Origin of the sequence: Afipia sp. OHSU_II-C1, assembly GCF_000497575.1 — a bacterium.
Taxonomy (GTDB): Bacteria; Pseudomonadota; Alphaproteobacteria; order Rhizobiales; family Xanthobacteraceae; genus Afipia.
In genome coordinates this window covers 68,544-81,627 of sequence record NZ_APJI01000023.1, presented here as the reverse complement: position 1 = coordinate 81,627, position 13,084 = coordinate 68,544, and the positions used below count along the sequence as shown (strand labels likewise).

Sequence of the window (13,084 nt, the reverse complement as noted above, 5' to 3'; positions counted from 1 at the left end):
ATTCGATTGAAGCGCTTAGCGCGGTCCACGCGGCGCACCAGCGCCGCCACGGCCGCCAGCACCACGGTCTGCGCCCGGACCGGCACCGAACACGGGCTTCGGCTTCATCGGCAGCAGGCCTTCGCGCTGCAGCTTCTTGCGCGCGAGCTTGCGGGCGCGGCGAACGGCTTCCGCCTTTTCGCGGGCCTTCTTCTCGGAGGGCTTTTCGTAATGACCGCGGAGCTTCATCTCGCGGAAAATGCCCTCGCGCTGCATCTTCTTCTTCAGCGCCTTGAGAGCCTGGTCGACATTGTTATCGCGGACGAGAACCTGCACGCGGCATCCTCTTTGGTTTCAATCAGGAAATTCTGGAGACGACAAAGGACTGGCTAAAGGCCACGCCCTTCCCATCGAAGGCGCGGATGTACCAGATCAAACCGCGAATGTCCACTGTGGACCGGGGTTTTTCAGGGGCCGGAGCGGCCGATTTTCGGGCAGAATCCCGGTGCCGGGCCGCGATTCGGAGGGGCTGGAAAGCCCCGGATACCGGGTTCCTGCGGTCCCCGCCGCCGGATAGTCCTGCGGCACGATCAGGGGAGAATCAATATGAACGCGAAAAAGTACACCGCCGAGGTCATCGGCACGTTCTGGCTGACGTTTGGGGGGTGCGGCAGCGCGGTCCTTGCAGCGGCCTTTCCGCAGGTCGGCATTGGCCTGCTTGGGGTCTCGTTTGCCTTCGGCCTGAGCGTTGTCACCATGGCGTTCGCCATCGGCCACGTGTCCGGCTGCCACCTCAATCCCGCCGTCACGGTCGGGCTCGCCGCCGGCGGACGGTTCCCGGCCAGTCAGATCGTGCCTTATGTGATTGCTCAGGTGATCGGCGCAGTCGCCGCCGCCGGGCTGCTCTATGTGATCGCCAGCGGCAAGGCCGGTTTCGATCTCGCCGGCGGCTTCGCGTCCAACGGTTACGGTGATCATTCGCCGGGCAAGTACAGCCTCATGTCAGGCTTCGTCATGGAAGTGACCATGACGGCCATGTTCCTCTTCATCATCATGGGCGCGACCCATGGCAAGGCACCGGCCGGTTTCGCGCCGCTCGCCATCGGCCTTGCGCTGGTGCTGATCCATCTCGTCAGCATCCCGGTCACCAACACCTCGGTGAACCCGGCGCGCAGCACCGGTCCCGCCCTGTTCGTCGGCGGCTGGGCCATTCAGCAACTCTGGCTGTTCTGGGTCGCGCCGCTGATCGGCGGTGTCATCGGCGGCGTGGTCTATCGCTGGCTGAGTGACGAGCCGGAAGGAGTCGTCGCGGGCAGGTAACGCCTGATCTTCAGATAAAGACGGAGGCTGTCGCGAGCGATCGCGGCAGCCCTTTTATTTCTGCTTTTGGGGAGCCTTGACCTCGGTCACATGGCCCATCTTGCGGCCGGGGCGCGGCGCGCCCTTGCCATAAAGATGCACAGTGGCGCCGGGGACGCCCAGCCACTTGCCGTAATCGAGGATGTCGTCGCCGATCAGGTTGGTCATGGTGACGTCGCCATGCCGGACCGGATGCGCCAGCGGCCAGCCGGCGATGGCGCGGATGTGCTGCTCGAACTGCGACACCGACGCGCCGTCCAGCGTCCAGTGGCCGGAGTTGTGCACCCGTGGCGCAATCTCGTTGACCAGCAGGCTCGGGCCGTCCTTGCCGGGCACCACGAACAGCTCCACCGCCAGCACGCCGACATAGTTCAGCGCGGTCGCGATCTTCTCTGCGATCACGCGGGCCTGTGCCGCGAGCTCATCGGAAATGCGCGCCGGGGCGTGGGAATACTTCAGGATGTGGTCGCGATGCTCGTTCTCGGTGACGTCGTAGCAGACCACTTCGCCACTGGCGCTGCGCGCGGCGACCACGGAAATCTCGCGTTCGAACGGCACGAAGGCTTCGAGGATTGCGGAGCGTGTTTCAAGATCGGCCCACACCGTTTCCGGATCGTCGCCTTCGCGGACCACGACCTGACCCTTGCCGTCGTAACCGAAGCGCCGGGTCTTGAGCACGGCGGGCAGCCCGATCTGGGCGATAGCGGTTTTCAGATCCTGCGCGGAGGAGACATCGGCATAGCGTGCGGTGGCGATGCCGAGCTTGCTCACGAAATTCTTTTCCGCGAACCGGTCCTGCACGGTTTCCAGCACCTGCGGGTCCGGCAGCACCGGACGGCGGGCCGACAGGATCATCGCGGTCGAGGAGGGGATGTTCTCGAACTCGTAGGTGATGACGGCGACATCGGATGCGAACAGTTCGAGCGCCTCGACATCGGCATATTCCGCGCAGGTCGCGTTCTGCACCACGTCGAAGGCCGGCGAATCCGGATCCGGCGAAAACACCTGCGCCTTGAGGCCGAGACGTGCTGCGGCGAGCGCGAGCATCCGGCCCAATTGTCCGCCGCCGAGAATTCCAATGGTGTCGCCTGGTTTCAGCGTCACCCGACCTGAAGATGTCACTTAGTTTCTTCCTTTGGGCGCTCGCTCACGGCCTCGGTCTGTTGCTTGCGCCATGTCGCAAGCCGGGTTGCAAGGCCGGCATCGTTGAGAGCCAGCACACTTGCGGCGAGCAGGGCGGCATTGATAGCGCCCGACTTTCCGATCGCCAAGGTGCCGACGGGGATTCCGGCGGGCATTTGCACAATGGAGTACAGCGAATCCACGCCTGACAGCGCCTTGGATTCCACCGGCACGCCGAACACCGGGAGTTCCGTCAACGCGGCTGCCATGCCGGGCAGATGCGCAGCGCCTCCGGCACCGGCGATGACAACCTGGAACCCGGCCGCCTTGGCCCCCTTGGCGAAGCTGTAGAGCCGCTCGGGGGTGCGGTGCGCCGAGACGATGCGCGCCTCGTGCGCGACGCCGAGCGCGGTCAGGGTCTCTGCGGCATGGCGCATGGTTTCCCAGTCGGACTGGCTTCCCATGATAATGGCAACGAGGGTGGTCATCTGGAATCTTCAAAAAGGGCCGAAAAAGAGGGCGGATTATAGGGTTGCGCCCCTGCGAGGCAAGCTAATGCGACATCGGCGCGAATCCGTTATCCTTTCATGGTCAATGGCCGCGCCGGTCAAGCGGATTAGAGGCGGAAACTTGAAGAAAGCGCGCGGCAAAATGGCGTCACGGGGGCGGGCGGCGAAGAAACCGGCCAGCCGGAGCAAAACCGCAAAATCCGCCCCGCCGAAGCCCGAGCGCAAGCCGCCGGCCGATCCGCTGGCCAAGGCCAGGCGGCAGGTCGCGGCCCTGAAGGTGGAACTTGCCGCTGCCGAGGCCCGGATCGACGAACTGCAGGCCTGGGCCGATACCGACTTCCTGCTGAACATCTACAACCGCCGCGGCTTTGAACGCGAACTCGACCGCTCGATCGCCTACATCCGTCGCTACAAGGCGGGCGGCGCGCTGATCGTGCTCGACGTCGATCGCCTCAAGCCGATCAATGACACCTTCGGTCACGCGGCCGGCGACATCGTGCTCAAGGGTGTGGTCGCAGTGCTAATGCGCCATGTCCGCTCGTCGGATGTGGTGGGCCGTCTGGGTGGCGATGAATTCGGACTGCTGCTCTGGAATTTGACGCAGGCCGATGCGCAGGCGAAAGCGGCGGCGCTGGAGCAGGCGATCGATCAGCTCACATTTGTGTTCAAGGGAAGGCCTGTGGTCGCAGGCGCATCTGCAGGTGTTGCGCTGATCGGCGCTGCGGACAGTGCTGCGGATGTGATGGAGGCGGCGGATCGCGCAATGTATGCGCGAAAGGCATTGCGGCGGGGAGGCCGCGCGCTGGCAGCGCTCTGACACCATGCGGCAGAGTCGTCACGCAGCTCAGGCGATGATGTCTGGCGTGATCTGGTCTTCGATGAATGAAATGCGGTCGCGCAACTGAAGCTTGCGTTTTTTCAAACGCTGCAATCTGAGCAGGTCCGGCGCGGGCGACTGATGCAGCGCTTCGATGGCGGCGTCCAGGTCGCGATGCTCCTGCTGCAACTGCGCCAGTTCAAGCGCGTATTCGTTGTTGTCCTGATCTACCATAACCGTCATTTGACTGAATTCGCCCAGACTTTCAGGTAAGTGTCTCAGAACGCTTCCGCATGACCGTCATTGCAGAAAATTGTTACCAACTCCAGTAGTCCAGTTCCAACATTTGCATCCGTTTCGGCGGGCGTTTCGCGCATGTTGGATCAGCGAGCCCCAGAGGATTTAAGTCGGCTCGCGGACGCGCGATATACCGGTGACGGTATCGCGGGCCGGGTTCCCTCACAATTCGTTTCCTTTGTGCACGAAAATTTTGAACGGCTCTTTTAACTCCGCTGTCGACAGACCGCCTCGGTCATGTAGACTTAACCGTCCAGATCCGATCTGAGGTCCACTTAGCAGAGGAGACTTCTATGGCGATTCAGGCGCATCTCGTTGAACTGGAACGTAAACACGAAGTTCTGGAAAACGAATTGCACGATGCTCTCCAGCATCTTTCTACCGACGACCTCCAGATTATCGAACTCAAGCGCCGCAAGCTGGTGCTCAAGGATCAAATCGAGCGCATCAAGCTCTCTACGGTCCACTGACTTTTCCACCATTTAATCGCACGGAAATTCAGCGCGATGCTCGTAACGGCAGCAGGTGCCGTTGCGAGGTGCGGTGATGCCTGCGGCCGAGGCTACGTTACCCCGGCGACGCGGGCGGCTTCGTCTGCGATTGCGAGGGATGAGGTCAGGCCGGGCGACTCGATCCCGAACAGGTTGACCAGCCCCGCGAGGCCATGGTCCTGCGGGCCCTGGATCACGAAATCCTGCCGTGCGATGGCGGGCGGCACGATCTTTGGCCGGACGCCGGAATAGCTCGGTGTCAGCGCGCCATCCGGCAGCGCCGGCCAGTAGCGGCGGATTGCCGGGTAAAACCGCTCTGCACGTGCCGGATCCACCGCATAGTCGAGACTTGCCGCGTCGGGACTGTCGACCCATTCGACATCGGGGCCGAATTTCGCCTGTCCGCCGAGATCGATGGTCAGATGCACGCCAAGTCCGCCTGGCTCCGGCACCGGATAGATCAGGTGCGAGAACGGCGCGCGCGTGCTGCAACTGAAGTAGTTGCCCTTGGCGTAGTAGCTTACCGGAATGCGGTCGGCGGGCATGCCGTCGATGGCGCGGGCAATGGCAGGCGCGTTCAGCCCCGCCGAATTGATCAGGATGCGGCACTTCAGCGTCATCGGCGCGTCGCCGCCGATCTCGACTTCGAAGCCATCAGAAACAGCGGTCGCGCGCTTGAGCGGTGCATGAAATGCGAGTGCTCCGCCCGCATCTTCGATCTCGCCGCGCAGTGCCAGCATATAGGCATGGCTGTCAACGATGCCGGTCGATGGCGAGAGCAACGCGCCGGTGCAATGCAGGGCAGGCTCGAGGGCGCGCGCTTCGGCAGCCGACAGCACCCGCATGTCATCGACGCCGTTGGCTTCGGCATGCGACTTGATCGAGACCAGCTTCTCGTCCTCATTGCTCGCGGTCGCCACGATCAGCTTGCCGCAGCGCCAGTACGGCACGCCATGGGCGTCGCAGTATTGATAGAGCGCCTGCTTGCCGGCAACGCACATCCGCGCCATCAGGCTGCCCGCCGGATAATAAATCCCGGCGTGGATCACCTCGCTGTTGCGCGAGGATGTGCCGGTGCCGATGTCCCCGGCGGCCTCGACCACCACAACCTCAAGACCCGCGCGCGCCAGTTTGCGTGCAACGGCGAGCCCGACGATGCCGGCGCCGACCACAACACACTCAATTCTGTCCATGGATGTTTCGCCCTGCTGGAACGATTCGTTTCTTGCTCATTCTATGTTCAGCGCGCCACTTTGCGATGCTGTCCGCGTTAGGGCTTGGTTAAGCATAAGTGGCCAATTGCCCGCATTTAAGTCACAATGTGAGGGAGCCGCGATTACGCGTTTACCCGATCCAAAGAGGTACAGCCAGACACTGCGGGATGAAGAATTCCGCGGAATGGTAATGACCGGCTGGCAGAAGCAAGCACGAGCGACCACAGCGAGCCCGGTGTGGGCCGCTGCATGTCTCTGCGCCATTTTGGCGCCGGGCAGCGCGGCCTCGCAGATCGTCGCCAATCCCGATGGCTCGTTCTCTGCAACGGCTCTGGAAATCTCGAATACCGCGCTGGTATGGCAGGTGGCAATGGGCGGCTTCGTTGTCGCCGCGTTTCTTGCCGCCATCATCCTCTGGGTTTCGACCGCGCTGCGGCGTGCACGTCATGCCAATATCAGGCGCGCCGCATTCGTTTCAAGCGCGCTCAACAATCTGACGATCGGCATTGTCATGGTCGACGCGCGCAAGCGCATCGTCTTCTGCAACGACCGCTATCTGGAAATGTATGGGTTCTCCCGTGCGGATCTCGTGCCCGGAATGACCGGCCGCGATCTCACCGCACTGCGTGCGACACGAGGCATGCTGTGCGACGACATCGAAGAGTACTACCGCAACGTCAAAACCGCAGAAGGGCATATCTGCGAGTTGCGCGACGGGCGCTCAATCGTGATCAAGCATCGCGAACTGTCGAACGGCGGGGTCGTCTCGACCCACGAGGATTGCACCGCGCAGCGCAGGATGTCGCGGAAGCTTGCAACCACCACGCACTTCCTTGAATCGGTCATCGACAACATTCCGGTCTGCGTCGCCGCCAAGAGCATCGAGGATGGCAGGTACATTCTCGCCAACCGCGCGTTCGAGCAATTCTCCGGATTGAGCCGCGATCAGATTATAGGCCACACCGCGGAGAAGGTTTACGTGCCGGAAGCGGCGCAGATGGTCACGGAGGCGGACCGCGACGCGATCGCTTCGCCGACCGGGCAGACGCGCACCGAATTGTCCATCGAGCACAATGGCGGCAGACGCCTGATCGCCTGCAACCGCATGATCGCGCGCGACGAGAAAGGCAAACCGGAATTCCTGGTTTCCCTGTTCGAGGACGTGACCGATCGCCGCTCCCTGTCGCGGGAAGTCCAGAGCGCGAAGAAATTCCTGGAACAGGTGGTCGACAACATCCCGGTCTCGCTCGTCGTCAAGCGGCTCAGCGATGGTCAGTACGTGCTCGCCAACCGCGCCGCCGAAGCCATGCTGACGCGCCGGCGCGAGGACGTGATCGGCTCCACGCTCGAGGACATCTACAACCCGGCCGACGTGCAGTTCATTCTCAAGCGCGATGAGGAGGCCGTCCGCAAGAAAGGCGTCGTCACCGAGGAACATCCGATCCAGACCGAAAACGGGCTGCGTCTGTTCCTGACTCGGCGCGTGACCGTTCTCGACGAGGCCGGTGAGCCGCAATATCTCATCAAGACCAACGAAGACATCACCGACCGGCGCGAGACCGAGTCGCGCATGGCCCACATGGCCTATCACGATGCGCTGACGGAATTGCCGAACCGCGCGGCGTTTCTGCAGGCTCTGGAGCAGATGATCGACGCCTGCGAGGACACCGACGAGGAATTCGCGGTGCTCTCGCTCGATCTCGACCGGCTGAAGGAAATCAACGATGTGTTCGGCCACGAGGTCGGCGACCAGTTGCTGATCGAATTCTCGCGGCGTCTTGAATCGGTCATTTCCGGCGGCGTGGTTGCGCGTCTCAGCGGCGACGAGTTTGGTCTCATCATCGACGGTCTTCAGCCCGATTCCGCCAAGGCGCTCGCCACGCGCCTGATGCAGTCGATGCAGACCGAATTCACGTTCGACGGGCGCGCAGTCCGCATCGGTCTCACCATCGGAATCTCGGTGTATCCGCGCAATGGCCGCGACGCCGAAACATTGCTCACCAACGCGGACGCCGCTCTGTTCCGGGCCAAGACCAAGGCGCGCGGCTCGATCAACTTCTTCGATATGGAGCTCGACCAGCAGCTCCGCGACCGCCGCGCGTTGCATCAGGATCTGTCGACTGCGATCAGGAACGGCGAACTGTCGCTGCACTATCAGCCGCAGGCCCGTGCGCGCCACAAGATGAAGTCCGATCACGTTCTCGGTTTCGAGGCGCTGGCGCGGTGGACCCATCCCGTGCGCGGTTTCGTTCCGCCCGGCGACTTCATTCCGCTGGCGGAAGAAAGCGGCCTGATCGTCGAGATGGGCGAGTGGATTCTGCGCGAAGCCTGCCGCGAGGCGGCGTCGTGGCCGAAGGATCTGCAAATCTCGGTCAATCTGTCCCCGGCGCAGTTCATGCACGGCGATCTCGTCGGGCTGGTCCATTCCATTCTGATCGAAACCGGTCTCGCGCCCGGCCGGCTAGAGCTTGAAATCACCGAGGGCGTGCTGATCGAGGACTTCGACCGCGGGCTTTCATTGCTGCGGCGGCTGAAGGCGCTCGGCGTGCGGATCGCGATGGACGATTTCGGCAGCGGCTATTCCTCGCTGACCTATTTGCAGGCGTTCCCCTTCGACAAGATCAAGATCGACCGCGCCTTTGTCATGAATCTCGGACGCAATCCGCAATCGGCCGCCATCATCCGCGCGATGATCGGTCTTGGCCACGGGTTGAACATTTCCATTGTCGCCGAAGGCGTGGAAACCCAGGAACAGCTGTCCTTCCTCGCGGACGAGGCCTGCGATCAGGTGCAGGGCTATCTCCTTGGCAAGCCGGCGCCGATCGAGACCTATGCGGAATGGATCGGCCGCACCAAGAGCGTTTCCAACGTCTCGAACCTGCCGCGCAGGGTTGGCTGACGAACATCTGTCGCTAATCCCCGGGCTTGACTTGCGATGATCGCCATCGGAGATCATCGCGGCATGGCTGATGTCGACATTGCGATCATCGGAGGCGGCCTCAACGGCGCGAGCGTCGCGCGCGATGCTGCCGGACGCGGTTTGCGGGTGGCGCTGTTCGAGCAGAACGATCTCGGCAGCGGCGGGACGGCAGCCGCTCCCCATTTGATGCATGGCAATTTCATCGATCTTGAACGGGGGAATGCGCTGCGGGTGCGCGCCGCGCTGGCGGAGCGGGACATCGCGTTGCGTATCGCGCCGCATCTGGTGCGTCCGGCCCGTTTCGTGCTCCCGGTTCATTCCGAAGAGCGGCCTCCGGCTATGCTGCGCGGCGGGCTGTTTGTTTATAGCCTTCTTGCCGCGAGAAGCCCGTTACCGCGGTCCGAAGTCCTCGACCTGACGATCGACGAAGCGGGTCATTCGCTCAAGCGATCGCTCGGGCTGGCGCTGGCATATTCCGACTGCACCGTGGACGAAACGCGGCTTGTCGTTCTCAATGCGGCCGACGCCGCAGCCCGCGGCGCCGCGATCCGGACCGGCGCACGCTGCGTGTGGGCTGAACGCTCCGGGACCTGGCGGCTGGCGGTCGTCAACCGCGGCCGGCGCGAAACCGTCACCGCGCGGGCTCTGGTGAATGCGAGCGGCGCGTGGGCGCGGCAGGTCGCCGAAACCGTCTTGCATTTGCCTGCCGTTCAAGCGAGCTTCGTGAAAGTCAGCCAGATCGTCGTGAGGCGGATGTTCGATGGCGACAATGTCTATGTGCTCCAGAACGACGACCGCCGCATGGTCTATGCCATTCCCTATCATCGCGATTTCACGCTGATCGGAACATCCGAGCGGAGCTTCGCCGGAGATCCGGCGATGGCCTCGGCAAGTGCTGACGACATCGCCTATCTGTGCGCGGCGGCGAGCCGCTATTTCCGGGTGCGGATCGAAGGAGCCGACGTGATGCACGCGATGGCCGGCTGCGACGCCACGGGCCATCGCAACGGCATCGTGAAACGGGACCGGAAGTCCGGCAAGGCGCCGTTGCTGACCATGATCGGCGGCGCGACGACAACTGCGCGTCGGCGGGCGGAAATCGCGCTGGCGCAGCTTGCGTCGTTTTTCGAGTTGCCGCCGTCTCGGACTGCGTCCGAACCGTTGCCCGGTGGCGATTTCGGGTGGGATACGTTTGGCGATCAGGTGGACACTGCGCGCCAGCGCTGGACATTCCTCAGCGAGCGTCATGCGCAGCGGCTGATCGCGTCATACGGCACGCGGATCGAGCGGATTCTGGGTGCGGCAAAAAGCATGGATGACCTTGGGCCACGGTTCGGCGATGACCTCACCGGCGTGGAGGTGCGTTATCTGATGACGGAAGAATTCGCCCGGTTTGCCGACGACATTGTGTGGCGGCGCTCCAAACTCGGCCTGACGATGTCGCGGCAGGACCGCGAGGCGCTCGAAACATTCATGGCGACGGCATGACGGCTGGCGTTGTTAAAAGCCCGCTGCTGCGGATCGCATCGGTGGTGAAGCGCTTCGGCGGCTTCACGGCGGTGGACGATCTGTCGCTCGATATCGCTGCCGGAGAATTCTTCGCGCTGCTGGGGCCATCAGGCTGCGGCAAGACCACGCTGCTGCGCATGCTGGCGGGGTTCGAGACGCCGGACGCGGGTGCGATCCATCTTGATGGTGCGGATATCGCGCATGTGCTGCCGCATGAGCGTCCCGTCAACATGATGTTCCAGAATTACGCGCTGTTTCCGCATCTCACCGTTGAGGGCAACATCGCGTTTGGGCTGAAGCGCGCAGGATTGCCGAAAGACGAGATCGCCGCGCGTGTCGCCGAAGTGGTGGCGCTGGTGCGCCTGGAGGGACTCGAGAAACGCCGCCCCGACCAATTGTCGGGCGGCCAGCGCCAGCGCGTGGCGCTGGCACGGTCGCTGGCGCGCCGTCCGCGGGTGCTGCTGCTCGACGAGCCGCTGGCCGCGCTCGACAAGAAGCTGCGCGAAAGCACGCAGGCCGAATTGCTGGACGTACAGCGTCGTCTCGGCATGACCTTCATCATCGTGACCCACGACCAGGAAGAGGCGATGACGGTGGCCGACCGCATCGGCGTGATGAATAAAGGCAGATTGGTGCAGGTCGCGCCGCCGCGGGAACTCTACGAAGCGCCGAATTCGCGCTGGATCGCCGGCTTTGTCGGCGACATCAATCTGATTGAAGGGCAGGTGGCCGCGCGTCAGGCGGGTCACTTTACGATCGCGACGCAGAGTGCGGGTACAATTGTCGCGTCGCATGCGCCGTCATCGGGAACCAGCGTTATCTGCGTGGCGATCCGCCCGGAAAAAATCCGGATATCCAAGGAGGCGTCCGGCGAACCCGCCGTCAACACATTCAGCGGCGATCTGACATCCACTGGGTTCCTCGGCGGCGTGTCGGTCCATGCGGTCAAACTCGATGGCGGCGCGGTCCTGCGGGTGGCCGCGGCGAACGCGACGCGAGCATCCGCCGATGGGTTTGTGGTGGGGCAACGGGTGACCGTTTCATTCGCGCCCGACGATGTCGTGGTGCTGGACCGATGAGCGGGCGGCGCATCTTCACCCGCCCGGCGCGGCTTGCGGCCATCGCGCCCTATCTCTGGATGGCGCTGTTTTTCCTTGTGCCGTTCGGCTTCGTGCTGAAGATCGCGCTGTCGCAAACCGCCATCGCCCAGCCGCCCTACGTTCCGGTGTTCGATCTTGCTGCGGGTTGGGATGCCTTTAAGGCGGGCTTGAGCGCGCTGTCGTTCGACAACTTCAAGCTGCTGGCGTCGGACGATCTCTATGTTTTCTCTTATGTCCGCAGCCTCAAGGTCGCGATCACGTCCACCGCGATCCTGCTGCTGATCGGCTATCCGGTGGCTTACGGCATGTCGCGGCTGCCGCAGCGGTGGCAGCCCATCGCGATGATGCTTGTGATTGTGCCGTTCTGGACCTCGTTCCTGATCCGCATCTACGCCTGGATCAATGTGCTCCAGCATGACGGCTTGCTGAACAAGGCCCTGCTCGCGCTGGGCATCATCGACAAGCCGCTGGTCTGGCTCTCGACCGACGCAGCGATGTATCTCGGCATCGTCTACTCATATTTCCCGTTCATGATCCTGCCGCTTTACGCGACGCTGTCGAAAATGGACGACGCGCTGCTCGAAGCCGCCGCCGATCTCGGCGCCTCGCGGCTGAAGGCCTTCTGGCTGGTGACTTTCCCGCTATCGCTGCCGGGCATCGGCGCGGGCGTGCTGCTGTGCTTCATTCCCATCGTCGGCGAGTTCGTGATTCCCGATCTGCTGGCGGGCTCCGATCGCATGATGATCGGTCAGACGCTGTGGCTGGAGTTCTTCACCAACAAGGACTGGCCGGTGGCATCGGCGATTGCCGTCGTGCTGCTCGTCGTATTGCTGGTGCCGCTGTTGATCTACGAGAAGCTGCAGCGCCGTCATCTGGAGCAGCGCTGATGGCTGCGCGGCAAGCTCGCTTCTCCACATTCAATCTCGCCGCGGTGGCGCTGGGGCTGGCGTTTCTGTACCTGCCGATTGCGATCCTCGTGATCTATTCGTTCAATGCTTCTCGCCTTGTCACGGTGTGGGGCGGCTGGTCGCTGCGCTGGTACATCGAATTCTTCAACGACGAGGCCATGCTGTCGGCGGCATGGATGAGCCTGCGCGTGGCGTTCTGCTCAGCGACCGCCGCGACCTTGCTTGGCACGCTGGCGGCCCTCGGGCTGGCGCGCGGGGAGCGCTTCAAGGGGCGCACGCTGTTCTCGGGGATGCTCTATGCGCCGCTGGTGATGCCCGAAGTCATCACCGGGCTGTCGTTGCTGCTGCTGTTCGTCGCCATCGATGCCGGACGCGGGTTTTGGACCGTCACCGTCGCGCACACCACGCTCACCATGTGCTTCGTGACGGTGGTGGTGCAGTCGCGGCTGAGCACGCTGGATCGCAGTCTTGAGGAAGCCGCGATGGATCTCGGCTGCTCGCCGGTTCAGGCGTTCATCGCGGTGACGCTGCCGCTGATGTTACCGTCGATTGCGGCGGGCTGGATGCTGGCCTTTACGTTGTCGCTGGACGACCTCGTGATCGCCAGCTTCACCACCGGGCCGGGATCGGCAACGCTGCCGATCCGGATCTATTCCGAGGTGCGGCTCGGCGTGAAGCCGGAGATCAACGCGATCTGTACGCTGGTGATCGCGGTGGTAGCGCTGGTGATCGTCGCCGCGTCGCTGGCATCGAAGCTGTCGAGCGAGCAGGGCGAAAGCGCCGCGCCGCTTTAGTCTGAAAGACCTGCCGCAACGGCCTGTCTCTGAAATGCGACTTGCCGGTGTGGTGCTGATCCTGG

Annotated in this window: 13 protein-coding genes; 8 read left to right on the top strand and 5 right to left on the bottom strand. The window is 63.2% G+C overall.

Annotation, left to right across the window (positions count from 1 at the left end):
- Window positions 1-15: 15 nt before the first annotated feature.
- Window positions 16-315 carry a 30S ribosomal protein S21 gene (gene rpsU, locus I554_RS0122395; RefSeq protein WP_002713348.1) on the bottom strand — a complete coding sequence of 100 codons (300 nt, stop codon included), beginning with the start codon at window positions 313-315 and terminating at the stop codon, window positions 16-18.
- 270 nt (window positions 316-585) lie between these two features.
- On the opposite strand from rpsU, the gene aqpZ reads away from it, so the two are divergent.
- Complete coding sequence (aqpZ, locus tag I554_RS0122390; protein ID WP_024574304.1) at window positions 586-1,299, top strand: aquaporin Z; 714 nt, start codon at window positions 586-588, stop codon at window positions 1,297-1,299.
- 54 nt (window positions 1,300-1,353) lie between these two features.
- Here the strand turns inward: aqpZ and I554_RS0122385 are convergent, their stop codons facing one another.
- Window positions 1,354-2,460, bottom strand: coding sequence for a 5-(carboxyamino)imidazole ribonucleotide synthase (locus I554_RS0122385; RefSeq protein WP_024574305.1), 1,107 nt, complete (start codon window positions 2,458-2,460; stop codon window positions 1,354-1,356).
- Window positions 2,457-2,948, bottom strand: coding sequence for a 5-(carboxyamino)imidazole ribonucleotide mutase (purE, locus tag I554_RS0122380; RefSeq protein ID WP_024574306.1), 492 nt, complete (start codon window positions 2,946-2,948; stop codon window positions 2,457-2,459). The genes I554_RS0122385 and purE overlap by 4 nt, the downstream gene beginning before the upstream one ends.
- Before the next feature lie 106 nt (window positions 2,949-3,054).
- Here purE and I554_RS0122375 point away from each other — a divergent pair, with 106 nt between their 5' ends.
- Complete coding sequence (locus I554_RS0122375; protein ID WP_024574307.1) at window positions 3,055-3,786, top strand: GGDEF domain-containing protein; 732 nt, start codon at window positions 3,055-3,057, stop codon at window positions 3,784-3,786.
- A 27-nt stretch (window positions 3,787-3,813) separates the two neighbouring features.
- Here the strand turns inward: I554_RS0122375 and I554_RS0122370 are convergent, their stop codons facing one another.
- Window positions 3,814-4,020, bottom strand: a complete 207-nt coding sequence (locus I554_RS0122370; protein WP_024574308.1) for a DUF465 domain-containing protein — start codon at window positions 4,018-4,020, stop codon at window positions 3,814-3,816.
- Between the two features lie 356 nt (window positions 4,021-4,376).
- Here I554_RS0122370 and I554_RS26595 point away from each other — a divergent pair, with 356 nt between their 5' ends.
- Window positions 4,377-4,553, top strand: a complete 177-nt coding sequence (locus I554_RS26595) for a DUF465 domain-containing protein (protein ID WP_081710847.1) — start codon at window positions 4,377-4,379, stop codon at window positions 4,551-4,553.
- A 92-nt stretch (window positions 4,554-4,645) separates the two neighbouring features.
- Here I554_RS26595 and I554_RS0122360 read toward each other — a convergent pair whose 3' ends face one another.
- The gene (locus I554_RS0122360) at window positions 4,646-5,767 is read right to left on the bottom strand and encodes an NAD(P)/FAD-dependent oxidoreductase (RefSeq protein ID WP_024574310.1); all 1,122 of its coding nucleotides are present in this window, start codon (window positions 5,765-5,767) and stop codon (window positions 4,646-4,648) included.
- A gap of 211 nt (window positions 5,768-5,978) precedes the next feature.
- On the opposite strand from I554_RS0122360, the gene I554_RS0122355 reads away from it, so the two are divergent.
- The 5 genes from I554_RS0122355 (at window position 5,979) to I554_RS0122335 (ending at window position 13,019) form a co-directional block, all read left to right on the top strand.
- Window positions 5,979-8,687: an EAL domain-containing protein gene (locus I554_RS0122355; RefSeq protein ID WP_024574311.1), complete on the top strand. Its 2,709-nt coding sequence runs from the start codon at window positions 5,979-5,981 to the stop codon at window positions 8,685-8,687.
- Between the two features lie 63 nt (window positions 8,688-8,750).
- On the top strand, window positions 8,751-10,196 hold the full coding sequence (locus I554_RS0122350) for a glycerol-3-phosphate dehydrogenase (RefSeq protein ID WP_024574312.1): 1,446 nt from the start codon (window positions 8,751-8,753) through the stop codon (window positions 10,194-10,196).
- Window positions 10,193-11,296, top strand: a complete 1,104-nt coding sequence (locus I554_RS0122345) for an ABC transporter ATP-binding protein (RefSeq protein WP_024574313.1) — start codon at window positions 10,193-10,195, stop codon at window positions 11,294-11,296. The genes I554_RS0122350 and I554_RS0122345 overlap by 4 nt, the downstream gene beginning before the upstream one ends.
- A complete protein-coding gene (locus tag I554_RS0122340; RefSeq protein ID WP_024574314.1) occupies window positions 11,293-12,204 on the top strand; it encodes an ABC transporter permease subunit in 912 nt (303 codons plus the stop codon). The genes I554_RS0122345 and I554_RS0122340 overlap by 4 nt, the downstream gene beginning before the upstream one ends.
- Window positions 12,204-13,019 carry an ABC transporter permease gene (locus I554_RS0122335; protein ID WP_024574315.1) on the top strand — a complete coding sequence of 272 codons (816 nt, stop codon included), beginning with the start codon at window positions 12,204-12,206 and terminating at the stop codon, window positions 13,017-13,019. Before I554_RS0122340 ends, I554_RS0122335 begins: the two co-directional genes overlap by 1 nt.
- Window positions 13,020-13,084 lie beyond the last annotated feature (65 nt).